Origin of the sequence: Oricola sp., from assembly GCF_965230365.1 — a bacterium.
Taxonomy (GTDB): domain Bacteria; phylum Pseudomonadota; class Alphaproteobacteria; order Rhizobiales; family Rhizobiaceae; genus Oricola.
In genome coordinates, this window is the sequence record NZ_OZ246003.1 from 1,471,108 (window position 1) to 1,494,312 (window position 23,205).

Annotated in this window: 19 protein-coding genes; 16 read left to right on the top strand and 3 right to left on the bottom strand. The window is 61.7% G+C overall.

Going from position 1 to position 23,205, the window contains the following annotated elements; genetic code table 11:
• Positions 1-37 precede the first annotated feature (37 nt).
• The 8 genes from ACO06R_RS07135 to murB are packed head-to-tail and all read left to right on the top strand — an operon-like array spanning position 38 to position 10,108.
• A complete protein-coding gene (locus ACO06R_RS07135; RefSeq protein ID WP_421857808.1) occupies positions 38-1,501 on the top strand; it encodes a UDP-N-acetylmuramoyl-L-alanyl-D-glutamate--2,6-diaminopimelate ligase in 1,464 nt (487 codons plus the stop codon).
• A complete protein-coding gene (locus tag ACO06R_RS07140) occupies positions 1,498-2,964 on the top strand; it encodes a UDP-N-acetylmuramoylalanyl-D-glutamyl-2,6-diaminopimelate--D-alanyl-D-alanine ligase (RefSeq protein WP_421857811.1) in 1,467 nt (488 codons plus the stop codon). Before ACO06R_RS07135 ends, ACO06R_RS07140 begins: the two co-directional genes overlap by 4 nt.
• Before the next feature lie 30 nt (positions 2,965-2,994).
• Positions 2,995-4,077 carry a phospho-N-acetylmuramoyl-pentapeptide-transferase gene (mraY, locus tag ACO06R_RS07145; protein ID WP_421859260.1) on the top strand — a complete coding sequence of 361 codons (1,083 nt, stop codon included), beginning with the start codon at positions 2,995-2,997 and terminating at the stop codon, positions 4,075-4,077.
• On the top strand, positions 4,074-5,414 hold the full coding sequence (murD, locus tag ACO06R_RS07150) for a UDP-N-acetylmuramoyl-L-alanine--D-glutamate ligase (RefSeq protein WP_421857814.1): 1,341 nt from the start codon (positions 4,074-4,076) through the stop codon (positions 5,412-5,414). The genes mraY and murD overlap by 4 nt, the downstream gene beginning before the upstream one ends.
• A gap of 14 nt (positions 5,415-5,428) precedes the next feature.
• Positions 5,429-6,583 carry a putative lipid II flippase FtsW gene (gene ftsW, locus ACO06R_RS07155; RefSeq protein ID WP_421857817.1) on the top strand — a complete coding sequence of 385 codons (1,155 nt, stop codon included), beginning with the start codon at positions 5,429-5,431 and terminating at the stop codon, positions 6,581-6,583.
• A complete protein-coding gene (murG, locus tag ACO06R_RS07160; RefSeq protein WP_421857820.1) occupies positions 6,580-7,704 on the top strand; it encodes an undecaprenyldiphospho-muramoylpentapeptide beta-N-acetylglucosaminyltransferase in 1,125 nt (374 codons plus the stop codon). The genes ftsW and murG overlap by 4 nt, the downstream gene beginning before the upstream one ends.
• Before the next feature lie 23 nt (positions 7,705-7,727).
• The gene (gene murC / locus ACO06R_RS07165; RefSeq protein WP_421857823.1) at positions 7,728-9,140 is read left to right on the top strand and encodes a UDP-N-acetylmuramate--L-alanine ligase; all 1,413 of its coding nucleotides are present in this window, start codon (positions 7,728-7,730) and stop codon (positions 9,138-9,140) included.
• Positions 9,137-10,108, top strand: coding sequence for a UDP-N-acetylmuramate dehydrogenase (murB, locus tag ACO06R_RS07170; RefSeq protein ID WP_421857826.1), 972 nt, complete (start codon positions 9,137-9,139; stop codon positions 10,106-10,108). The genes murC and murB overlap by 4 nt, the downstream gene beginning before the upstream one ends.
• A 12-nt stretch (positions 10,109-10,120) precedes the next feature.
• Here murB and ACO06R_RS07175 read toward each other — a convergent pair whose 3' ends face one another.
• Positions 10,121-11,185, bottom strand: a complete 1,065-nt coding sequence (locus ACO06R_RS07175) for an NAD(P)H-dependent flavin oxidoreductase (RefSeq protein WP_421857829.1) — start codon at positions 11,183-11,185, stop codon at positions 10,121-10,123.
• A 149-nt stretch (positions 11,186-11,334) separates the two neighbouring features.
• On the opposite strand from ACO06R_RS07175, the gene dddP reads away from it, so the two are divergent.
• Positions 11,335-12,681, top strand: a complete 1,347-nt coding sequence (gene dddP, locus ACO06R_RS07180; RefSeq protein ID WP_421857832.1) for a dimethylsulfonioproprionate lyase DddP — start codon at positions 11,335-11,337, stop codon at positions 12,679-12,681.
• Positions 12,682-12,710: 29 nt separating this feature from the next.
• On the opposite strand, the gene ACO06R_RS07185 is transcribed toward dddP, so the two are convergent.
• Together ACO06R_RS07185 and ACO06R_RS07190 are read right to left on the bottom strand one after the other, a co-directional pair.
• Positions 12,711-12,863 carry a hypothetical protein gene (locus tag ACO06R_RS07185; RefSeq protein WP_421857834.1) on the bottom strand — a complete coding sequence of 51 codons (153 nt, stop codon included), beginning with the start codon at positions 12,861-12,863 and terminating at the stop codon, positions 12,711-12,713.
• A gap of 94 nt (positions 12,864-12,957) precedes the next feature.
• Positions 12,958-14,043: a GGDEF domain-containing protein gene (locus ACO06R_RS07190; protein ID WP_421857836.1), complete on the bottom strand. Its 1,086-nt coding sequence runs from the start codon at positions 14,041-14,043 to the stop codon at positions 12,958-12,960.
• Between the two features lie 423 nt (positions 14,044-14,466).
• Between ACO06R_RS07190 and ACO06R_RS07195 the strand changes: the two genes are divergently transcribed.
• The 7 genes from ACO06R_RS07195 to ACO06R_RS07225 all read left to right on the top strand — a co-directional run bounded on the left by ACO06R_RS07195 (position 14,467) and on the right by ACO06R_RS07225 (position 23,204).
• A complete protein-coding gene (locus ACO06R_RS07195; protein ID WP_421857838.1) occupies positions 14,467-15,807 on the top strand; it encodes an MATE family efflux transporter in 1,341 nt (446 codons plus the stop codon).
• A 194-nt stretch (positions 15,808-16,001) separates the two neighbouring features.
• Positions 16,002-16,937: a D-alanine--D-alanine ligase gene (locus ACO06R_RS07200; protein WP_421857840.1), complete on the top strand. Its 936-nt coding sequence runs from the start codon at positions 16,002-16,004 to the stop codon at positions 16,935-16,937.
• An 11-nt stretch (positions 16,938-16,948) separates the two neighbouring features.
• Positions 16,949-17,854, top strand: a complete 906-nt coding sequence (locus tag ACO06R_RS07205; RefSeq protein WP_421859262.1) for a cell division protein FtsQ/DivIB — start codon at positions 16,949-16,951, stop codon at positions 17,852-17,854.
• The gene (gene ftsA, locus ACO06R_RS07210; protein ID WP_421857843.1) at positions 17,854-19,176 is read left to right on the top strand and encodes a cell division protein FtsA; all 1,323 of its coding nucleotides are present in this window, start codon (positions 17,854-17,856) and stop codon (positions 19,174-19,176) included. Before ACO06R_RS07205 ends, ftsA begins: the two co-directional genes overlap by 1 nt.
• A 72-nt stretch (positions 19,177-19,248) precedes the next feature.
• Positions 19,249-20,973, top strand: coding sequence for a cell division protein FtsZ (ftsZ, locus tag ACO06R_RS07215; RefSeq protein ID WP_421857846.1), 1,725 nt, complete (start codon positions 19,249-19,251; stop codon positions 20,971-20,973).
• Between the two features lie 273 nt (positions 20,974-21,246).
• Entirely contained in the window at positions 21,247-22,200 is a 954-nt protein-coding gene (lpxC, locus tag ACO06R_RS07220) for a UDP-3-O-acyl-N-acetylglucosamine deacetylase (RefSeq protein WP_421857848.1), read from the top strand.
• Positions 22,201-22,334: 134 nt separating this feature from the next.
• Positions 22,335-23,204, top strand: coding sequence for an outer membrane protein assembly factor BamD (locus tag ACO06R_RS07225; protein ID WP_421857851.1), 870 nt, complete (start codon positions 22,335-22,337; stop codon positions 23,202-23,204).
• The last annotated feature ends 1 nt before the right edge of the window (position 23,205 follow it).

Genomic DNA, 23,205 nt, shown 5'->3' on the forward strand with positions numbered 1-23,205 from the left:
ATAGAGACGCAACGACATGGATCGGGATCAACCGGGAATGCCTATGCGTTTGCGCGATTTAGACGAGTTATCTGTAGCGGAGGCCGAACGGGAATCCGCCGAAATCGAGTTTCAGGGAATCTCGTCGGATTCGCGCACTGTTCAGCCGGGCGATCTGTTCGTCGCGGTAGCCGGCAGCAAGACCGATGGCGGCAAGTTCGCAGCCGCCGCGGTCGCGCAGGGGGCGGTCGCTGTTTTGTGCGGCCCGGACGCGGCGGTTGGCGACATATCGGTGCCGGTCTACAAGAGCCGGGAACCGAGGCGCGATCTCGCCTTGATCGCCGCCCGCCTGCGCGCACCTCAGCCGGAAACGGTGGTCGCCGTGACCGGAACCGCCGGCAAGACCTCGGTCGCTTCGTTCACGCGGCAGATCTATGCCCACGCGGGCCTCAATGCGGCCAGCATCGGAACGACTGGCGTGGACTCGCCGAAGCTGCGCATCGACAGTTCGCTGACAACGCCCGATCCGGTCTACCTGCACCGGATCCTCAATGACCTCGCGGGCGCTGGCACGACGCATGTCGCCATTGAGGCATCCAGCCACGGCCTCGATCAGTGCCGGCTCGACGGGGTGCGGCTCGCGGCCGGCGCGTTCACCAATCTCGGCCGCGATCACATGGATTACCATCCAACGATCAACGAGTACTTTTCGGCCAAGATGAGGTTGTTCGATACGCTGATTGCCAAAGGCAAACCGGCGGTAATCTTCTCCGACGACACATTCTCGGCAGCCGCAATCGCTGCGAGCAATGACGCGAAGCTCAATGTACTGACCGTCGGCAGAAAGGGCAACTTCATCGCGCTCAAGCGGGTCGAACACGAGCGGCACCGCCAGAGCGCGGAGGTGGCCTGCGACGGCGTGACCTACCGGATAGAATTGCCGCTGGCCGGTGATTTCCAGATCGCCAACGCCCTTGTATCGGCGGGACTTGCGATTTCGACCGGCGTACCGGCCGCCACCGCATTTGAGGCACTGGAGCATCTCAAAGGCGCGCCCGGCCGGCTGGATCTTGTCGGTCAGACATTCAACGGGGCGCTTGTCTATGTCGACTATTCGCACAAGCCGGATGCGCTTGAGCAGGTCTTGTTGTCGGTGCGGCCCTTTACCACCGGCAAGGTGGCGGTGGTGTTCGGCGCCGGTGGCGACCGCGATCCCGGCAAGCGCCCGATCATGGGCGAGGTGGCGGGCCGGCTGGCCGACCGCGTCTATGTCACAGATGACAATCCGAGATCGGAAGAACCAGCTGCCATTCGCGCGCAAATCCTCGGCGCGGTGCCGACGGCCGCGGAAATCGGCGACCGCGGCGAGGCGATCCGCACCGCGATCGCCGACTTGGAGCGCGGCGATACGCTGATCATCGCCGGCAAGGGGCACGAGACCGGTCAGACAGCGAAGGGCAAGACGGTTCACTTCTCCGATCACGAAGAAGCGCGCGCCGCGTTGAGCGAGGCAGCGCGGTGAGCGAAGTCCCGGTCCCAACCTTTCTTGGCGCCGAGCCGCTTTGGACAGGTCAGGACATGATCGATGCCATGGGCGCGCGACCGATCAACGGTGTGCCCGACGCGGTCACCGGCATCTCCATCGATTCACGCACGCTGCGACCCGGCGATGCGTTCTTCGCCATTCGAGGCGAGAACTTCGACGGCCATGATTTCGCGACTGCCGCAGCTGCGGCGGGCGCTTCCGTTCTGGTGGTTTCGCAAGGGCGGCTGCCGGCGCTCGGCCGTGCCACATTGCCGCTCATGGTGGTCGGCGACGTGCTGGAGAGCCTGTCGCGGCTGGGTGCCGCTGCGCGCGCGAGGACCAAGGCGAAGATCATCGCGGTTACGGGGTCGGTTGGAAAGACCACGACAAAAGAAGCGTTGCGTCACGTGCTTTCGCACACCGGGACCGTGCACGCCTCCGTCGCCTCCTTCAACAATCACTGGGGCGTGCCGCTGACACTCGCCCGCATGTCCGAGAACGTGCAGTACGGCATTTTCGAGATCGGCATGAACCATCCGGGCGAGATCACGCCGCTGGTCAAGTTGGTCAGGCCGCATGTCGCGATCATCACGCTGATCGCCGCCGCCCATCTGGGGCATTTCAAGGATCTCGACGAAATCGCTCACGCCAAGGCCGAGATCTTCGCCGGGGTCGTGCCGACCGGCTGGGCGCTGATAAACCGCGACGACGCGCGGTACGCGCTGCTGGAAAAACTGGCGAAGAAGGCCGGGGTCGAGAACATTGCCGGGTTCGGCGCCCATGAGCGATCCGATATTCGTCTTCTCACCGCCAAATACATGAACGGCTCGTCGGCGATCACCGCGAAGGTGTTCGGCGAGGAAGTCCGCGCGACGATCGGGGTTCCGGGCCGCCATATTGTTCAAAACATGTTGCCGGTGCTCGGCGCGGCGAGCATTGCAGGCGCGGACATGGAGCGTGTCGGGCACGCCATGTCGACACTGTCGGCCGAAAAGGGACGCGGCCAGCGGCATACGCTCAAGGTCGACGGCGGTACTTTCACGCTGATCGATGAAAGCTACAATGCCAATCCGGCATCCATGCAGGCCGCGCTCGACCTGCTTGCAGCCACGCCGATCGGCGACAACGGGCGGCGGATCGCCGTGCTCGGCGACATGCTCGAACTCGGCGATCATTCGACGGAGATGCACGCCGGACTCGCAAAACCGATCGAAAACACTGCGGTAGACCAGCTTTTTCTTGCGGGTCCTGAAATCAAACCGCTTGCGGACGTGGTTCCCGACACGGTTTTGTGCAAATACGAAACCGTCGTTGACGAGCTGGTCGATTCGGTTGTCGCGGCGCCGCGTCCGGGCGACGCGATCATGGTCAAGTCATCGAACGGGATCGGGTTTTCCCGGATTGTTCGGGCGCTGCTCGACAAGTATCCGGGCGAAAGCGAAGATCGCGACGAGCATTAACCGGCGCGGCCGGCAAGAGGGGTTGTGAAGATGCTTTACTGGCTGACTGAGTTTTCCGACCAGATTCAGCTCTTTAACCTGTTTCGATACCTCACCTTCAGGACCGGCGGCGCGCTGATCACCTCCGCCTTCATCGTCTTCCTCTTCGGGCCGCGCGTCATCTCCGCCCTCCGCCTGCGTCAGGGAAAGGGTCAACCAATCCGGGCCGACGGGCCGCAAACGCATTTCAAGAAGGCCGGAACGCCAACCATGGGCGGATTGATGATCCTGTTTGGGATCATTGGCTCAACGTTGCTTTGGGGGAACCTTGGCAGCGTCTATGTCTGGGTTGTCCTAATGGTCATGACCGGGTTCGGGATTATCGGTTTCTATGACGACTATCTCAAGGTGACCAAGCAGACTGACAAGGGGTTTTCCGGGCGTGCCCGGTTGGCGCTGGAGTTTCTGATCGCCGGAACCGCGGCGTTTATCATAATGCGGACCGGCAATGAACCATTCTCGTCCAGTTTGACCTTTCCGTTCTTCAAGGATTGGCTCGTCAATCTCGGCTGGTTCTTCATTCCCTTCGCTGCGTTCGTGATGGTCGGCGCCGGCAACGCGGTGAACCTGACCGACGGGTTGGATGGTCTCGCGATCGTACCGATCATGATCGCCGCCTCGACGTTCGGCGTGATCGCGTACCTTTCCGGTAATGCGATCTTTGCAGAGTATCTGCAGATCCACTTCGTCCCGGGAACCGGCGATCTTGCCGTTGTGCTTGGTGCTGTGATCGGTGCGAGCCTGGGTTTTCTTTGGTTCAATGCACCGCCAGCGGCGATCTTCATGGGCGACACCGGGTCATTGGCGCTCGGCGGCCTGATCGGCGCTGTCGCGGTGGCGGCCAAGCACGAGATCGTGCTGGCGATCGTAGGCGGGCTTTTCGTCATGGAAGCGCTGTCGGTGATCATCCAGGTCGGCTATTTCAAGGCGACCGGGCGACGGGTCTTTCTAATGGCGCCGATTCACCATCATTTCGAGAAATTGGGGTGGACCGAAAGCCAGGTCGTGATCCGGTTCTGGATCATCGCGTTCATCCTGGCGCTGGTCGGGCTTGCGACACTCAAGCTCAGATGATCCCGATCACGACTGCCAAGAACAGAAAAACTGCGCTGTTCGGGCTCGGTGGGTCCGGAATGGCGACCGCGAAAGCGTTGATCGAAGGTGGCGCGACCGTTGCCGCTTGGGACGACAATCCTGACACCGTGGCGCGGGCCATGGCAGCCGGTATCCCGGCCGTCGATTTGCGGACCGCGGACTGGGCGGCGTTCGACAGTCTCGTGCTGGCGCCGGGCGTACCGCTGACCCATCCCAAGCCTCACTGGACCGTTGATCTGGCGCGGGCATCCGGCGTAGAGGTGATCGGCGACATCGAGTTGTTTTGTCGCGAGCGGCGCCGACGGGCGCCTGATTCACCATTCATCGCCATTACCGGTACGAATGGAAAGTCAACCACGACAGCTCTCATCGCCCATGTGTTGCGGTCCTCTGAGCGGGACGTAGAACTTGGCGGCAATATTGGTACCCCGGTTCTGGCGCTCAAACCGCCCGCCAAAGGCCGCTTTCATGTGGTAGAGTGTTCATCCTATCAGATCGACCTGGCGCCGTCGCTCGATCCGGCCGTCGGCGTCCTGCTCAATATCTCGCCGGACCATTTGGACCGTCATGGCACGATCGAGCTTTACGCTGCGATCAAAGGTCGGCTGGTCGAAAACGCGGACTATGCCGTCTGCGGCATCGACGACGCCTTTTCGCGTGGTGTCGCCGACGCTCTCTCGCACCAAGGCAAGCCGGTCGTCACGGTATCGGTAGCGCGTGACCGGGCAGGGATCGATCTCTCGAACGCGCCGGCGCTTCGCGGCGATCACAATCTTCAAAACGCGCTAACGGCCAAGGCCGTTTGCGAAAGGTTGGGCTTGAGCGCCAGTGAAATCGCCGCCGGCCTGAACGGCTTTCCCGGTCTTGCCCACCGGATGCAGATTGTCGCGCGCAAGGGGCATGTCGCGTTCGTCAACGATTCGAAGGCGACCAACGCCGATGCAGCGGAGAAGTCGCTCGCGAGTTTCGAAACGATCTTCTGGATTGCCGGCGGATTGCCGAAGCAAGGTGGGATAGCGCCACTGGCGTCATTGTTCGGCCGGATTGCCAAGGCATATCTGATTGGCGAGGCCGCGCCGGAATTCGCTGCGACGCTGGGCGAAGATGTCGCCTACGAGATATCCAGAACGCTTGCAGCGGCCGTCGATCATGCAGCCCGCGATGCGGAGCGTTCAACGGCAGCCGAGGCAGTGGTGCTTCTGGCGCCGGCGGCGGCGAGCTTCGATCAGTTTCCGAACTTCGAAAGACGTGGTGAAGCGTTTGTTAATGCGGTCATGGCATTGGATGGTGTCGAAGATAAGGTTGAGCGATCTTGAGGGGATGAAAGGCGATGTACGCACGCAGTGACCAAAGCCCGATCGCCGAATGGTGGCGGACCGTCGACCGATGGTTGCTCGCCGCCTTTCTTGCGCTGATCGCGTTCGGCATGGTGCTGTCCTTCGCCGCAAGCCCCGCAGTTGCCGAGCGAATCCCGCTCGACACATATCATTTCGTCAAGCGGCATGCGCTTTTCCTCATCCCCGCCGTCGCAATGATGGTGGGCGTATCGTTTCTCAACCCGCGGCAGGTGCGCCGGCTTGCACTCGTCCTGCTGCTGGTCTCGGTTACACTGATGATCGCGGTGTTGTTTCTGGGCGTCGAGATCAAGGGCTCGCGGCGCTGGGTGCGTATTCTCGGCGTTTCGTTGCAACCTTCGGAATTCATGAAGCCCGCCTTTGTTGTGTTCTGTGCCTGGCTGTTCGCAGAACATCAGCGGCGGCCGGAGATTCCGGGTAGCCTGATCGCGATGATACTGTTCCTGGCAATGGCGGCGCTGTTGATCGCCCAGCCTGATCTCGGCCAGACGGTGCTGCTTGCCGGAACCTGGGGCGGCATGTTCTTCATCGCCGGCCTTTCCTGGCTCTGGATCGCAATCCTGTCCGGTGTTGCCGCGGTCGGCCTGGCTGGCGCCTATTTCGTGTTTCCGCATGTCGCCGACCGGATCAACCGCTTCCTGACGGGCGAGGGCGATACGTTTCAGGTCGATATGGGACGCGAGGCGATCGTGCGCGGCGGCTGGTTCGGTCAGGGCCCCGGGGAGGGTACGGTCAAGCGGATCCTTCCCGACAGCCACACCGATTTCGTGTTCTCGGTTCTCGCTGAGGAATTCGGCATTGTGTTGTGCGCTGTGCTGGTCTCGATCTTTGCCTTTATCGTTCTGCGCGGGCTTGCGCGCGCGATGCGCGATCAGGATGCCTTCCAACGCTTCGCAGTCTCCGGGCTGGTGATCCTTGTCGGCTTCCAGTCCACCATCAACATCGCCGTCAATCTGCAATTGATGCCGGCAAAGGGTATGACCCTGCCTTTCGTCTCCTACGGTGGTTCGTCGATGATCGCTGTCGCGGTGACTGCCGGGATGATCCTGGCGCTGACACGGCGCAACCCAGAAAGTCGCGCAGGCCATGTCAGGTTTCACAAGGCTACCGGCTTCGAACCCGCACTATGAATGAAGACACATCTCAAGGTCTGATACTGATCAGTGCCGGTGGTACGGGCGGTCACCTGTTCCCCGCCGAAGCACTGGCGCATGAATTGAAGACGCGCGGCTGGACAGTGGCGCTTGCGACCGACTCGCGCGCAACGCGCTACGCCGACCGATTCCCGGAAGGCGAGGTCCATGTGATCGATTCAGCGACGCCGAGCGGCAAGAACCCCATAAAGCTGCTGGGCGCCGGGCTCGCCATGATGCGCGGCATGCGGCAAGCGAGGCTGCTGTTGCGCCGGTTGCAGCCCAAGGCGGTGATCGGCTTTGGCGGCTATCCGACCATTCCGCCGCTTTTCGTGGCCGCCGGCGCATTTCCGACGGTCATTCACGAGCAGAATGCCGTGATGGGCCGCGCGAACAAGCTTTTGTCGGGGCGCGTTACCGCGATTGCTGGCGGATTTCTGAAGGCCGAGGGAGCGCTGGCAGGCAAGATCGTCGAGACCGGTAATCCGGTCCGTCCAGCCGTCATCGCGGCCGCCGAAACCGTATTCGCGCCGCCTACGAGCGACCAAACCACAGAGCTTGTCGTCTTTGGCGGCAGCCAGGGCGCGCGGTTTTTCTCCGATACTGTTCCGGAGGCGGTTGCAGGGCTGCCGGAGACGCTGCGTGAGCGACTTAAGATAACACATCAGGCGCGCGCGGAAGATGAAGCGCGGGTCAAGAGCAGGTATGCCGAGATTGGCGTATCTGCCGATATCGCTTCATTTTTTACCGACCTGCCGACGCGGATTGCCGGCGCCCATCTGGTCATGTCGCGGTCCGGCGCATCGACCGTCTCTGAAATCGCAGCGATCGGCCGCCCGGCTATTCTGGTCCCTTATCCGCACGCGCTCGATCACGATCAGGCGGCGAATGCGGCCGCCCTCGAAGCTGCAGGCGGGGCACTGGTCCGCAAGCAGGAGACGCTTGACGTGCCGTCCATGAGCGCGCTTTTCCGCGAGTTGTTGAGCGCGCCTGACAAACTTGCGAGAATGGCGGCTGCCGCCCGCGCCGCCGGACGCCCGGATTCCACAAGCTTGCTCGCCGATCTTGTTGAGGCTATTGCCTCGGGATCGACCGTTGCGGCAACCAAAGCGCGCTGACACCACCTGACAGGACAACCATCATGAAGATGCCGCAGAATATCGGCCTTGTGCATTTCGTCGGAATTGGCGGGATCGGCATGAGCGGCATTGCCGAGGTCCTGAACAACCTGGGTTATTCCGTGCAGGGCTCAGACCAGTCCGACAACGCCAATGTACAGCGCCTGCGTGAAAAAGGAATCAAGGTCGTCGTCGGGCACTCGCCGGACAATATCGGCGATGCGGAAGTGTTGGTGGTCTCAACGGCGATCAAGCCGGACAATCCGGAACTGGTGGCGGCGCGCGAGCGCTTGTTGCCGGTCGTTCGCCGGGCGGAAATGCTCGCGGAGATCATGCGGTTTCGCAATGCGGTAGCGATTGGCGGGACACACGGCAAGACAACGACGACCTCGATGGTCGCAACGCTGCTGGATGCTGGCGGGCTGGACCCGACGGTCATCAATGGCGGCATCATCAACGCCTATGGAACCAATGCCCGGATGGGCGAGGGCGAGTGGATGGTCGTCGAGGCAGACGAAAGCGACGGCACCTTCCTCAAACTGCCGGCCGATGTCGCGGTTGTCACCAATATCGACCCGGAGCACCTGGACCACTACGGCTCTTTCGAGAAGGTGCGCGAAGCGTTCCGGGACTTTGTGGAGAATGTGCCGTTTTACGGTTTCGGCGTAATGTGCATCGATCATCCGGAAGTGCAGGCACTGGTGTCGCGGATCACCGACCGGCGGATTGTTACCTATGGCGAGAACCCGCAATCCGATGTGCGCTTCCACAATCACCACATGGACGGCGCGGTGTCCGTCTTCGATGTGGCGATCCGCGACCGCAAGACCGGCGAGACGATCGAGATCGACGGGCTTCGCTTGCCGATGCCGGGACATCACAACGTCTCCAACGCGACGGCTGCCATTGCGGTTGCTCACGAGCTTGGCATGGACGCCGACGGTATCAAGCGCGGCCTGTCGGCATTCGGGGGCGTCAAACGGCGCTTTACACACACCGGGAGTTGGAACGGGGTCCAGATCTTCGACGATTACGGTCACCACCCGGTGGAGATCAGGGCTGTTCTCAAAGCGGCGCGCGAGGCAGCCGGCGATGGCCGGGTCATCGCCGTGATGCAGCCGCACCGCTTCACCCGGTTGGACGACTTGCTCGACGATTTCGCATCCTGCTTCAACGATGCGGCGACCGCGCTGATCGCACCGGTCTATGCGGCTGGCGAGCAGCCGATAGCAGGCGTGTCGTCCGAGGAATTGGTGTCTCGCATGCGGGCGGGTGGCCATCGTGATGCGCGCACCATCAGCGGCCCGGAGGCCGTGGTGCCGATCATCCAGGAGATCGCCGACCCGGGCGATTTCGTTATCTATCTTGGCGCGGGCAACATTACCCAATGGGCCTATGCGCTGCCGGGCGATCTGGGCGGAGAGCCTATCGGATGAGCAGGATCGACGGTACTGCGCTTGCCGCGCGGCTGGGCGACGCCATTGCAGGAGTGCGCGGGCGCGTGACACCGAATGCGTCGATGGACCAAGTCACCTGGTTTCGTACTGGCGGGCTGGCGGAAATTCTGTTCCAGCCTGCGGACGCGGACGATCTTGCCGCCTTTCTGGCAGCGCTTCCCGAGGACGTGCCGGTCACGGTGGTCGGCATCGGCTCCAATCTGATGGTTCGCGATGGCGGTATACCCGGCGTGGTAATCCGGCTTTCGGCAAAAGGCTTCGGACAAGCTGAAGTCGTCTCCGAAACGCGGATCAGGGCCGGCGCCGCCATGCCGGACAAGCGGTTGGCGCAAGTCGCGTTGGAGGCCGGTATCGGCGGCTTCCATTTTTATTACGGAATTCCCGGCGCACTCGGTGGTGCATTGCGCATGAATGCAGGCGCCAACGGGGTGGAGACAAAGGACCGCGTGATCGAGGTCGAGGCAGTCGACCGGGAGGGCGGGAAGCATGTTTTGAACAATGCCGATATGGGTTATGGCTACCGCCAATCCAGCGCACCTAGCGATCTGATCTTCACCGCTGCCCTGTTTGAGGGTTATCCTGAGGCGACGGACATGATCAGGGCTGAAATGGATGCCGTGCAGCAGCACCGCGAGACAGTTCAACCAATCAAGGAAAAGACCGGCGGCTCGACGTTCAAGAACCCCGAAGGCTCGTCAGCGTGGAAGGAAGTGGACAGGGCCGGTTGCCGGGGGTTGATGATTGGCGGCGCGCAGATGAGTCCGATGCACTGCAATTTCATGATCAATACCGGCCAGGCTTCCAGCCATGATCTGGAAACGCTCGGCGAGATAGTCCGCGCCCGCGTATTGGAAACTTCGGGCATCCGGCTCGAATGGGAGATCAAGCGGGTCGGCCTGTTCAAACCAGGGCAGGAAGTGCAGGAGTTCATGGGGCGGATGCTCTGATCCGCCCCGTGGTCAACCCAGCGCGCTGAATATGTCAGCAGTCTCGCGAACCAGAAGTTCGACCAGTTCGGCGGCCGGCAGCGTCCGGTTGAGCGCGGCCGCCTGGCCGTAATGGTGGAAGCTAGCATCCTGCCAATCGCCGGCTGCCATCAGCGGATTTGACAGACCGTACATGAGTGGGAAGGGCAGCATTGCGTCGGCATGGGATTGCATGTCTTGGGCGAAAGCGCTCTTGGCAGCGCGCGCGGCGCGGCCCGACATCGCATTGGTCATCATCGTGTCAGTATCGGCCGCACTGGCGATCAACTGGCGGCGTTCGGAACCAGTGGCCGCCTCAGGGCAGGTCAGGAATGCCGTTCCGATCTGAACACCGCTTGCCCCCAGTGCAAAGGCTGCGGCGATGCCCCGGCCATCGGCAATGCCACCTGCCGCGATGACCGGCACCGAAACCGCATCGACGATTTGCGGAACAAGCGCGAAAATCCCGATGCCATCCTGCAGCGCAGTTGGCTCGTGCGATCCGCGATGACCGCCTGCTTCCCAGCCTTGCGCAATGATGGCGTCAATGCCGCCGGCTTCCAACGCTTTTGCCTCGGCGACCGTTGTTGCCGTGCTGATGAGGGTGATTCCGGCTTTTTTCAACCGGGCGATCACATCGGCGGATGGGAGTCCGAAGTGGAAGCTGGCGACGTCCGGCCGGGCATGCAGAAGGGCGTCGGCATGCGCCCCCAGGAAGGCGCGGCTGTCGGGGGCGGCCTCCTGCGGCGGTTCGCCGAGGCCCATTTCTGCATACCAGGGCGCGACCGCATCACGCGCCCGGGCCAATTTCGCCGCGTCCGGCGACGCCTGCTCATGGGCAAAGAAATTCATCGCAAATGGGCGGTTGGTGGCGGCGCGAATACTGGCCGCGAGCTCGCTGATTGCCTCAGGCGCAAACCCGGCACAAGCTGCGCCTCCAAGCCCCCCGGCGTTGCAGACCGCCGCCGCCAGTTCAGCTGTCGATTGGGCAAGCATCGGGGCCTGCAGGATCGGGTGTTCGATCCCGAACAGTTCGCACAAACGTTTGTCAGGCCACATGGCATCCCCTCTTGGCGGTCCCGGCGGTTCGTCACGAAGCAACGTAATTGCAGGACGACGCAATTTCTAAATGTTCTGACGTAATCGGCAATCGACTTTACTTCGAAACAGGCGCGAAATTCCCGTTACTGTTTGCGGAGGGCGCTTTCATGGATGGTGTCAAGTCGTTTACGAGTTCCAACCGGAAGATCGATCCGTCGCGCCGACGCGCCACCCAACACTTGATGCCCGACGGGTCGCCCGTCGACCCTGATCGCATCGAGATCGGACCGACCGATGTCGCTTTTGCCGAATGGGAGGCGCTGGGCCTCACCGCGCCAAACCTGGAACGGATGCGGGAGACACGCCTCAACCGGATCGTCAGCGAGCTCAACAAGCGCGACCTCGGGGGTGTGTTGCTGTTCGATCCGCTGAACATTCGTTACGCCTGCGACTCCTCCAACATGCATCTATGGATAACCCATAACCCGGCGCGTGCCGTCTTCGTCGGGGCGGATGGATACATGGTGCTTTGGGACTACAAGCGCTGCGAGCACTTGTCATCCTATCTCCCGCTGATCCGCGAAACGCGTTCGGGCGCCGGCATGTTCTACTTCGTTGCCGGCGACCGGGAGGACGAGATCGCCGCCACATTCGCAGCCGAAGTCGACGACCTGATGCGGGTACATGCCGGGCGCAACCGCCGCGTCGCGGTCGACAAGATGGAACTGCATGGTGCATTTGCCCTGCAGGCGCTGGGATTGGAGATTTCCAGCGGCCAGGCGGTCATGGAGCATGCCCGCCTGATCAAGAGCGCCGACGAGATCGACGCTATGCGCTGCGCGATCGCTACCTGCGAGATCGCCATGGCGGAGATGGAAGAGGCATGTCGACCGGGGATCGCCGAGACCGAACTTTGGTCTATCCTGCACAAGGAGAACATTGCCCGTGGCGGCGAGTGGATCGAGACGCGGATATTGTCATCCGGACCGCGCACCAATCCATGGTTCCAGGAAGCCGGGCCGCGCAGGCTGGTAGCGGGCGATCTGCTCGCTTTCGACACCGACCTGATTGGGCCATACGGCATGTGTTGCGACATGTCGCGCACGTGGTTCGTGGGTGACGGCGAACCGACGGCCGAGCAGAAGCGGGTGTTCCGTGACGCCCACGAACACATCATGACCAACATGCAGTTGCTGAAGCCCGGCGTGACGTTCAGTGAACTGACGCATCTGGCGAAGCCGCTGCAGGACGAGTATAACGCGCAGCGCTACGGCGTGCTCGCGCACGGCGTCGGGCTATGCGACGAGTTTCCGTCGATCTACTATCCGGAAGACTTTATCGAAGGCGCCTCTGACTATCCGCTCGAACCCGGGATGGTGCTGTGCGTGGAAGTCTATTGTGGCGTCGTCGGAGGACGCGATGGCGTGAAGCTGGAAGACCAGGTGCTGATCACCGAAACGAGTTTCGAAAACCTCTCATCCTATCCGTTCGACGCCAAGTTGCTGGGGCGATGAGAAAGGCCGGGTGACTGCCCGGCCTTGCCCTACTCTATAGAAAAGTGAGTTTTGCGCTCCATGGCACGCTCGAATGCGGCCATTTCAGAAGCGGTGTAGCCGGGCTGGTATGCGGCAGCGCCGTGGCTTGCAGCGGCTTTGCCGAATATCCAGGAGTTCCAGACGATCAGGTAGTTCGACATGTTGGTGTCCTCCATTGGTTTGAGGAGGCCCTTATGCCGGATCATGTAGCGGTTTCGTGTGCGATGCCGCACAGGTTGGCAAGCTGCAACAAGTTCAGGCGGCGCAGAGGATCCGGTTTCTGCCGGTCTGCTTGGCCTCGTAGAGCTTTGCGTCGGCCCGTGACACGAGACCCTTGGCGCTTTCGCTGGAGTTCAACTGCGCGAGGCCGGCCGAGAAGGTGACCTTGCCGATCGGGTTCTTTCCGTCAGTTAGCACCAGATTGCTCTCTGCCAACTCTCGCATGACGGATTCGAGTATCTTGCGGGCTGCCTTGAGGTCGGTAAGCGGAAAAACCAACACGAACTCCTCGCCACCGTAGCGCGCGGCGAGATGGTGTCCGCGAATATTCTTGCGCAGGATCTTCGCGAAATGGCGCAGCACGTCATCGCCGACAAGGTGGCCGAAGTTGTCATTGATACGCTTGAAATTGTCGAGATCGACCATCGCCAAGCAAAGCGGTGCGCCCGAACGTTCCACCTCGGCGATTTCTCGCGGCAACCGGATCTCAAAGAACCGCCGGTTGGCGAGATCGGTCATCGGATCGCGCATTTCTTTCTCGCGCGATTTTTCAAGGCTGAACCGCAATTTGCGCACTTGGGCGCGAGTCTGTTCCAGACTGGTCGTCAGTTTGACGGTCTCGTCGCGCATCTTGGCGTTTTCGCGAAGCAGCATATCGACCGCCTCGACGACTTGGGACGGCGTGGATGTTTGCGACAAACCCGCCGCGGTGCGCTGCAGAGAACCCGAATAGCTCTGGCTGGAAGCGAGATGAGCCTGGACCCGGCGAAGCGTCGAATCCATCTCCTTGTCGAGATGGAATGTAAACGCGTCCTGTTGCCGGCGTTCGGCTTCGGTGACGGAAAGATGTTCCAAGTGGATCTGGTCGACATCGTAGGCGTCGATCGTGCCTTTGGTATCGATCAATTCGTTGATCTTGGTAGAGACGGCTTTCGGAATGCCGGAGGCATAGGAGTACCAGACGGCGTAAGCCTTCGGCACCGGAGGTATCTTGTAGGCATCGGAGAGCAGCAGGGCCTTGCAGGCGACGCTTTGCGCCGTGATGTATTCCGGATGAACGGTCGCTTCGGCCGCAGTATCGTTTTCCTTGCGGGATTTGCTGGCTTTTGCGGCCTGAGGCATCTGTGAACTGCTCCTGCTGACATCGGAGCGCATTGGCTCCCAAGGTCGCGATTCCACTTCAGCAGCGGATTTGTCGCTTTGTCTCCGTGCCGAATTTCGAGCAGCCACGCCGGATTCACCGTGCGTGGATGGCCAGCTGTTTTGCCGGAGATGCGCTTATTGCGCTATTCGAATGGAATCTCGGTCGCCGCCGAAAAGGTGCAATGCGTCATGCAAGGGACGGTTGTCCCCACCGCTTCGGATACTCACATGCAGCGATTAAGCAACGATTAAGGCGTTGAGTGGGATTTCACTGATTGCATGCAATCCGCCTTTTGGTGCATGGAGTTCTCCCTGCGTGAGGCGGATGCTGTACGGGAGAATCCAGTGACTCCTAATGCTCAAGTAGATGTTGGACCGCCCCCGGCTCCGGGCGGGTCGACCATGAGCTGGGCCGGGCACTTCCGCGCAACGCTGGTGCTCGGCATTCCGCTGGTTGGCTCGCAAATCGGCCTGATGCTGATGAACACGACCGATACCGTCATGCTTGGCTGGTACGGGATCGAGGAACTGGCTGCGAGCGTGCTCGCGTCTCAGGCCTATTTTATCGTGATGATCTTCGGGGCGGGCTTCAGTCAGGCGGTCATGCCGATGGCGGCGCAGGCAGCCGGCGAGGACGATAGCCGCGGTGTACGCCGCTCGGTGCGCATGGGGTTGTGGGTGTCGCTGCTCTACTGCCTCTTCGCGATGCCGCTTCTATGGCGTACCGAGACAATCCTGCTTGCCTTCGGCCAGGATCCCGGCGTTGCCGCGCTTGCCGGCCAGTACATGCAGATCGCCATGTGGGCGCTGCCGCCGACGCTTCTTGGTCACGCATTGCGCGCATTTCTCTCAGCGATCGAACGGGCGCAGATCATATTCGTGACGACGCTTGTCGCAGCCGCTCTCAATGTCGGGATCAACTGGGCGCTGATCTTCGGTAACTGGGGCGCGCCGGAAATGGGCATCCAGGGCGCCGCCATTGCTACACTGCTGGTCAATCTGGTGATGTTCGCGGCGATGGCGGTTTATGCGGCGCATCAGAAAGACGCGGCGCATTACGAATTGTTTGTCCGGTTCTGGCGTCCTGACTGGCCGGCGTTTTTCGACGTCTTGCGGCTCGGCCTGCCGATTTCGATCACCATCCTTGCGGAAGTGGGCATGTTCACCGCCTCCTCGCTGATCATGGGCTGGATCGGCGTCGTGCCGCTGGCCGCCCACGGCATTGCGATGCAAATTTCGGCGATTGCCTTCATGGTTCCACTGGGCATGGCGCAGGCCGCCACCGTGCGGGTTGGACGTGCCTATGGACGGCGCGATCCGGTGGGGGTGAGCCGGGCGGCGGCGGCGACTTCGGTGTTATGTGCCGGTTTTGCCTTGGCCGGAGCCCTTCTTATGTGGACCATGCCGGAACTGCTGATCGGACTGTTCCTCGACAAGTCGGAGGTGGGGGGCGTGGATGTTGCGGTCTATGCGGTTCCGCTGCTGCTGGTCGCTGCCGCCTTCCAACTGGTGGACAGCGCTCAGGTGGTGGGCGCGGGATTGCTGCGCGGCATGAAAGACACGGCGATCCCGATGGTCATCGCGATTGCCAGCTATTGGTTGGCTGGGCTGCCGCTTGCCTATGTGCTTGGGATTCCGGCAGGTCTCGGTGGTATCGGCGTATGGACCGGTCTTGCAGCGGGCCTCGCCTTGGCAGCGTTTGCGATGAATTTCCGGTTCCTGATGCTACGACCACGCCTCTAAAAGAGGCGTCGGGAAGCACGGGCAGCCGGCTTTTTCTTCAATCGTACTTGCCAGCGTCACAAAGCTCTGATTCTTATGACGGAAATCCGTGTAGTCCCGATTCGGGCGGTGTGAGTGCCCGTTCAGTTCGCGTGCGTACGTTGCGTGAAGAGACTCGGACTCGAGCTGACGAGCGTATAGACGAAAGGTGTTTAATGAGCGGTGGGAACGGCAAGCATGTTGCGGTGTTGATGGGCGGTTGGTCGTCCGAACGACCTGTCAGCCTGATGACCGGCAATCCATGCGCCGATGAGTTGGAGCATTGCGGCTACCGCGTGACCCGCATCGATGTCGACCGGGATGTGGCAGCCACGCTCACCGAACTGAAGCCCGACGTGGTCTTCAACGCTCTGCACGGACCCTACGGCGAAGACGGGACAATACAGGGGGTCCTCGAATACCTGCAGATTCCCTACACCCACTCTGGCGTACTCGCCAGCGCGGTCGCGATGGACAAGGAAATCGCCAAGCGGATCGCCCGCTCACATGGCATCCCCGTCGCCGAATCAAAAGTCATGGACCGACATGATTTCACCGCGGCGCATCCGATGAAGCCACCCTATGTGGTCAAGCCGGTCGCCGAGGGATCGAGCTTCGGCGTTGTGATCGTCAAGGAAGACCAGCCGCATCCTCCGCAGATCCTGACTTCAGAAGACTGGAATTACAGCGATCGCGTAATGGTGGAGCGCTTCGTTCATGGGCGCGAATTGACCTGTGCTGTAATGGGCGACGTCGCCCTTGGCGTTACCGAGATCATTCCGCAGGGCCACCAATTCTACGACTACGATTCAAAGTACGTTGAAGGTGGATCAAATCATGTGTGTCCGGCGGAAATTTCACCAAATATTTACCAAACGATAACGAAACTGGCGCTCAAAGCACACCAGGCATTCGGGTGCCGAGGCGTCACGCGTTCCGATTTCCGATACGACGACCGGTTTTCCGAAAATGGCGAGATTGTCTGGCTGGAGATCAACACCCAGCCCGGGATGACCGCCACTTCGCTTGTCCCGGAATTGGCGGCGTATGCCGGCCACTCGTTTGGTGAATTGCTGAGTTGGATGGTGGAGGACGCATCTTGTTTGCGTTGAAGGCCAGATTGGTGGAACGGACCCGGCGCGCGGCAGAGTACCGCGACGACGAGGCAGGTTTCGTGCTGCCGAGAATTCTGCGCCGCCCCGCCCGCTTCTTCACGAAGGTTTTCGACGGCGAAGTCCGCGTTCCGCGCCACGTGGAGGCTGTCGGCCTGGTGGCGCTCTTCTCGGCAACCGCGCTTTACGGGTCGGTTATCGGCGGCCAGTTTCACAATACGGCCGTGTCCGTCACCGCTTCGCTCGGCTTCGCGGTCACCGAGGTCGAAATCACCGGTCATCGCAATACGACCGAGAAGGCGGTTATCGACGCGCTGGAGCTGAACGGCGAGACATCACTGGTTGTTCTCGATCTTGCTGGGTCGCGCGCGGCGCTGAGCGCGCTGCCTTGGGTGGAAAGCGCGTCATTGCGCAAGGTTTATCCCGGACGGCTCGAAGTCGCGCTTGTCGAGAAAGACGCGTTTGCGATCTGGCAGGCCGGTGAAACGCTGTCGCTGATCGAACGCGATGGTAGCGTGATCGGGACGCTCGGCGGGAACGGCTTCAAGGAACTGCCGCTTGTCGTCGGCGCTGGGGCAGCGGAATCCGCTGCTTCCTTCATGGACGTGCTTGCCGGGTATCCGGAATTGGCCTCGCAGGTGCGGGCGCTGATCCGGGTGGGCGACCGCCGTTGGGATCTCCGGCTGGCAAGCGGCGTAACCGTCAAGCTGCCGGCAGAAAGACCCGGAGCCGCGATCCAGCGGTTGCTTGCAATGGATGCCGAAACAGGTCTCCTGAAACGCGATATCGCCTCGGTCGATATGCGGTTGGAGGATCGGACGGCCATTGCACTGACCGACAATGCCGGCGAGCGTCGCGATGCTGCCCTGAAGGCGCGTGCCAAGGCGCTCAAATCGAACAAGCGGAGCAGTATCTGATGCCCGCTGGCGGCCGCTCCCAGGAAACCCGCAAACTGCGCAAATCCCCGATTCTGACGGTGCTCGACATCGGCAGCACGAAGACGGTTTGCATTATCGCGCGCATGGTGCCCAACGAGGGCGGCCAGTACTTGCACGGACGCACGCATGACCCGGAAGTGATCGGGATCGGTCATACGCGGTCACACGGCGTGAAGTCCGGACTGGTCAACAATCTGGATGCTGCGGAGAAATCCATCAGACACGCCGTCGATGCGGCAGAGCGCATGGCCGGGCTGACAGTTGAATCGCTGATCGTCAATGTCAGCGCAGGCCGGCTTTCCAGCCATATCTCGGCGGCGTCGATCGACCTCGATCCCAATCGCGCCATTAGCAAGGGCGATATCCAGAAGGTGCTGAAAGCGGGCGTGGCCCGCGCGTCGAATGTCGAGCGGACCGTGTTGCACATGCTGCCGGTGGATCATGTTCTGGATGGCGAGCGAGGCATCGTCGATCCGCGCGGAATGATCGGCCACGAACTCTCGCTCAACATGCATGTCCTGACGGCCGATGCGGTGCTGCTGCGCAACATCGAGCTTTGCGTCAATCGGGCGCATCTGAGCGTCGATGCGATGGTTGCGACGCCGTACGCAAGCGGATTGTCGGCGCTGGTCGATGACGAACTGGAGCTCGGTTGCGCGTGCGTTGACATGGGCGGCGGGACGACCTCGATCGCGATCTTCAACGACCGGGCGTTCATCCACGCCGACAGCATTCCGGTTGGCGGGCATCACGTGACGATGGATATCGCGCGCGGCTTTTCCTGCCGGCTGGAGAGTGCGGAGCGGCTCAAGGTGATGCAGGGTTCGGCACTCGCATCGCCGGTCGACGAACGCGACGTCATCCAGATTCCGTCTATCGGACAGGATGACGAGGGTGAGGCGACGCAGGTTCCGCGCAGCCTGCTCAACCGTATTATCGCAGCCCGGGTGGAAGAGACCTTGGAGATGTTGTGCGACCGTATCAACAAGTCAGGCCATTCGGGCGTTGTGGGCAAGCGCGTCGTTCTGACCGGCGGTGCGGCTCAATTAACCGGTATGCCTGAGGCAGCGCGGCGCATTTTGGGACGCAATGTGCGCATCGGGCGACCGCTCGGGGTCAGTGGCCTGCCGGCGTCGGCCAAAGGGCCGGCATTCTCGGCGGCGGGCGGTTTGATGATCTACCCGCAGGTCGCTGGCAACGACCATAGCAGCATGAAGTTTCATAGTCCGGGTCGGCTTGCGGGTACCGGAACTGATGGGCCGTTGGGTCGAATGACCCAGTGGTTTCGTGACAACTTTTAAGGGGATCGCGGGCTGACGCCCGGATACGGGTGCGGCGGCGGCGCATCCGGCATCAGAAAAGGGATGAAAAAGATGACTATCAATCTTCAGAAGCCGGATATCACCGAACTGAAGCCGCGCATCACCGTGTTCGGGGTCGGCGGCGGCGGCGGCAATGCGGTCAACAACATGATCAGCGCCGGTCTGCAGGGCGTCGATTTCGTTGTCGCCAACACCGATGCCCAGGCGCTGTCGATGAACAAGGCCGAACGCATTGTCCAGTTGGGACTTGGCGTGACTGAGGGTCTTGGCGCTGGATCGCAGCCGGAAATCGGCCGCCAATCCGCTGAAGAGTGCATCGACGAACTCAACGACCATCTGAACGGCACGCATATGTGCTTCGTGACCGCCGGCATGGGCGGCGGCACGGGCACCGGTGCCGCGCCGGTGGTGGCGCGGGCGGCGCGCGAACGCGGCATTCTGACCGTTGGCGTGGTCACCAAGCCGTTCCATTTCGAAGGCCAGCGGCGCATGCGCACTGCCGATGCCGGCATCGAGGAACTGCAGCAATGCGTCGACACGCTGATCGTCATTCCGAACCAGAACCTGTTCCGGATCGCCAATGACAAGACAACCTTCGCGGACGCCTTCGGCATGGCCGATCAGGTGCTCTACTCCGGCGTTGCCTGCATCACCGACCTGATGGTCAAGGAAGGCCTGATCAATCTCGACTTTGCCGATGTGCGCTCGGTGATGCGCGAAATGGGCAAGGCGATGATGGGCACCGGCGAAGCTTCGGGCGAGGGCAGGGCGATGACGGCCGCCGAGGCGGCGATCGCCAATCCGCTGCTCGACGAAACCTCAATGCGCGGCGCCAAGGGACTGCTGATCTCGATCACCGGTGGCCGCGACATGACGCTGTTCGAGGTGGACGAAGCCGCGACGCGTATTCGCGAGGAAGTCGACCAGGATGCCAACATCATCCTCGGCGCCACCTTCGACGAGTCGCTCGAGGGCATTATTCGGGTTTCGGTGGTCGCCACCGGTATCGAGACCGAAGCCGCGACCACGGCGCGCCCGGCGGCCGAACAGCGGGCGCAACCGCGTCCGGTTGTCCAGCAGGCGGCACCGGCGGCACGTCCGGCTCAGCCGCAAGCCACGACAGCCACCGCCGCGCCTGCGCCAGCACCTGCGCCGGCGGCAAAGGCCGCACCCGCCTCCGCGCCGGCCGCAGCCTCGGCTGCCGCACCGGCTCCCGGCCCGGACGTAGCGGAGGTGATTCGCGAAGCCGAGCGTGACATGGCGTCGTTCGAGCGCCAGGCAGCCGCCGATATCGCGCGGTCCTCGATGGCGGAAGCGGAGTTCCAGCCGCAAAGCCGGTTGTTTCAGCAGCCCATGACAGCACGGCCGGCCACCCAGCAGGCACCGGCTGAGATGCAGGCCGAACCGGCGCTGCAGCAGCCTTCGCAGCGGCTTCCGCGGGTTGAGGACTTTCCGCCGATCGTCCAAGCCGAGATGGAAGCGCGTGGAACGCACGCCGAAACCGAGGGCGAGGACGAGCGGGGCCCGATCGGCCTGCTGAAGCGTCTGACCCACGGTCTGTCGCGTTCGGACGAGAAAGCCGCTGCAGCGGCACAGCAAGGCGCGCAGAAACGTCCGGAGATGCGCCCGGCCGAGCCGCGCCGGACCCTGTCCCAGGACGCTCAGCTCTACGCTCCGCGCAAGGGGAATCTCGACGATCACGGACGTGCCGCGCCGGCGGCCAGCGAAGACGATCAGCTGGAGATCCCGGCGTTTCTGCGCCGGCAGGCGAATTGACGCTAAAAGTCTGTAACATCCTGCAACATCGGGCCGCTTCGTGCGGCCCGTATTGTGGGGTCAACTATCTGGAATCACAGGTATTTTTGTGCGCGCGTCTATCCGTTAACGCGTAACAAACGTTAAAAAAGCGTGATTTGGCCTTGTTGCCGAGTCGCGGATATTGTCCCGGTCAGTGGGGAGGGCCGCCCGGACATTTTCGTCTGAGGGGACCATGCGAACACTGAGCCAACGATGCGGTCAAATTCATCGATCGCAATATCGGAAAGGCCAATGGGGACAAAATTGTTAGGTTATCAGGCGACGCTTTGCGAAGAAGCGCATTTGTCCGGAGTCGGCGTTCATAGCGGCCAACCGGTATCCATTTCTCTCCTTCCTGCTGCGCCCAATACTGGGGTTAAATTTCGGCGAATTTATGGTGATGGCACAACGGCGGAACTGCAGGCTGTTGCCGGGCAGGTCGGAGCGACCGATCTGTGCACCATGCTGGGCGATCCCGCAGGTGCCCATGTATCGACGATCGAACATCTTATGGCGGCATTTTGGGCGCTCGGCCTCGACAACGTGATTGTCGAAATCGACGGCAACGAAGTACCCATCATGGACGGAAGTTCGCGGGTGTTCATCGAGGCCATCGACGAGGCCGGCATCACGCACCACGCCGTCAAGCGCCGCTATGTGCGGATCAAGAAAACCGTGCGTGTCGAGATCGGCGGATCCTGGGCAGAGTTCCGACCGCACCAGGGTACCCGGTTCGAGGTTGTGATCGATTTCGACAGCCCGATCATCGGACGCCAGGAGTTCAAGTCCGAGATCGACGAAGACGTTTTCCGCGACGAGTTGTCGACCGCCAGGACGTTCGGCTTCATGAAGGATGTCGAGCGGCTGTGGGCATCCGGTCACGCACTCGGATCCTCTCTCGAAAACTCCGTTGTCATCAGCGACGACCACACCGTGATCAACCGCGAAGGGTTACGCTTCCGCGACGAGTTCGTCCGCCACAAAACGCTGGATGCCGTCGGCGATCTGGCTCTGGCCGGCGCAAAGTTCATCGGCTGTTATGCGTCCTATCGCGGTGGACATCGCCTGAACGCGGCCGCCCTGAAAGCGTTGCTTACGGATCGTTCGGCCTATGAGGTCGTCGAGACGCCGGAAATGCAGGAGCACGTGTTCACCGGAGATTTCGTCGCTGTCGCAGCGCATGCACAGGGGCCCTGGGCGCTCTGATTTCTGACGTGCGCAACCGGCGCTCGGTCGGGATTCCGCCACAATATCGAAACATTCTCCGGTCACGACGTTGCCGCGCCGGCGCGAACAGGGTATTGGATCGCGCCGGAATGGCCGACTACGGGATTTCAGGAATGACGATTGTGACAGGCGGAATTGGCTTACGGCTTGGTCGGAATGCGGCAAGGGCCGCATGTCTGGCAATCTGTGCGGCGGTTCTCGCTGCCTGTTCTTCGACGGAAGAAACGCTCGATCTCAGCAGCTACGTGGAAACCATCGAGCCGGCCGACGTGCTCTACAATCAGGCACTGGCGAATCTGAACAGCGGCCGTCTCAAGGAAGCCGCGCGCAAGTTCGAAGCCGTCGACCGGCAGCATCCCTATTCGGAGTATGCGCGCAAGGCCAACGTGATGGCGGCATTCACCGCCTACAAGCTCGGTCAGTACGATACCGCCGTCCAGTCGGCGCGCCGTTTCATCAACCTCTACCCCACCGACGAGGATGCGCCTTACGCGCAGTACATCATCGGTCTTTCCTACTTCAACCAGATGCCGGTGGTGACCCGCGACCAGCGTGACACCCAGCTTGCGATCCAGAATTTCAACGAACTTCTGGAGCGTTATCCAGGCTCAATCTACGAAGACGACGCGCGCGCCAAGCTGCGCATCGCGCGTGATCAACTGGCCGGCAAGGAAATGCAGATCGGACGCTACTATTTGGAGCGCCGGCAGTATCCCGGCGCAATCAACCGTTTCCGTAGGGTTGTCGAGCGCTATCCCAACACGCGCCACATCGAGGAAGCGTTGGCGCGTCTGGTGGAAACCTACTTCGCCATGGGGCTTGTCGGCGAGGCACAGACCGCCGCCGCCGTGCTGGGCCACAACTTCCCGGACAGCCAGTGGTACGCGGATTCCTACGCGCTGCTGCAATCGGGCGGCCTTCAACCGCGCGAAAACGAAGGATCGTGGATTTCGCGCGTCGGAAAGCGCATTCTTCCCGGATAGG

Bases quoted from the DNA above. Each gene is read 5' to 3' on its own strand.
- ACO06R_RS07135 (WP_421857808.1), top strand. From the start codon at position 38: ATGCCTATGCGTTTGCGCGATTTAGACGAGTTATCTGTAGCGGAGGCC.
- mraY (WP_421859260.1), top strand. From the start codon at position 2,995: ATGCTTTACTGGCTGACTGAGTTTTCCGACCAGATTCAGCTCTTTAAC.
- murD (WP_421857814.1), top strand. From the start codon at position 4,074: ATGATCCCGATCACGACTGCCAAGAACAGAAAAACTGCGCTGTTCGGG.
- ftsW (WP_421857817.1), top strand. From the start codon at position 5,429: ATGTACGCACGCAGTGACCAAAGCCCGATCGCCGAATGGTGGCGGACC.
- murG (WP_421857820.1), top strand. From the start codon at position 6,580: ATGAATGAAGACACATCTCAAGGTCTGATACTGATCAGTGCCGGTGGT.
- murC (WP_421857823.1), top strand. From the start codon at position 7,728: ATGAAGATGCCGCAGAATATCGGCCTTGTGCATTTCGTCGGAATTGGC.
- murB (WP_421857826.1), top strand. From the start codon at position 9,137: ATGAGCAGGATCGACGGTACTGCGCTTGCCGCGCGGCTGGGCGACGCC.
- ACO06R_RS07175 (WP_421857829.1), bottom strand. From the start codon at position 11,185: ATGTGGCCTGACAAACGTTTGTGCGAACTGTTCGGGATCGAACACCCG.
- dddP (WP_421857832.1), top strand. From the start codon at position 11,335: ATGGATGGTGTCAAGTCGTTTACGAGTTCCAACCGGAAGATCGATCCG.
- ACO06R_RS07185 (WP_421857834.1), bottom strand. From the start codon at position 12,863: ATGTCGAACTACCTGATCGTCTGGAACTCCTGGATATTCGGCAAAGCC.
- ACO06R_RS07190 (WP_421857836.1), bottom strand. From the start codon at position 14,043: ATGCCTCAGGCCGCAAAAGCCAGCAAATCCCGCAAGGAAAACGATACT.
- ACO06R_RS07195 (WP_421857838.1), top strand. From the start codon at position 14,467: ATGAGCTGGGCCGGGCACTTCCGCGCAACGCTGGTGCTCGGCATTCCG.
- ACO06R_RS07200 (WP_421857840.1), top strand. From the start codon at position 16,002: ATGAGCGGTGGGAACGGCAAGCATGTTGCGGTGTTGATGGGCGGTTGG.
- ftsA (WP_421857843.1), top strand. From the start codon at position 17,854: ATGCCCGCTGGCGGCCGCTCCCAGGAAACCCGCAAACTGCGCAAATCC.
- ftsZ (WP_421857846.1), top strand. From the start codon at position 19,249: ATGACTATCAATCTTCAGAAGCCGGATATCACCGAACTGAAGCCGCGC.
- lpxC (WP_421857848.1), top strand. From the start codon at position 21,247: ATGGGGACAAAATTGTTAGGTTATCAGGCGACGCTTTGCGAAGAAGCG.
- ACO06R_RS07225 (WP_421857851.1), top strand. From the start codon at position 22,335: ATGACGATTGTGACAGGCGGAATTGGCTTACGGCTTGGTCGGAATGCG.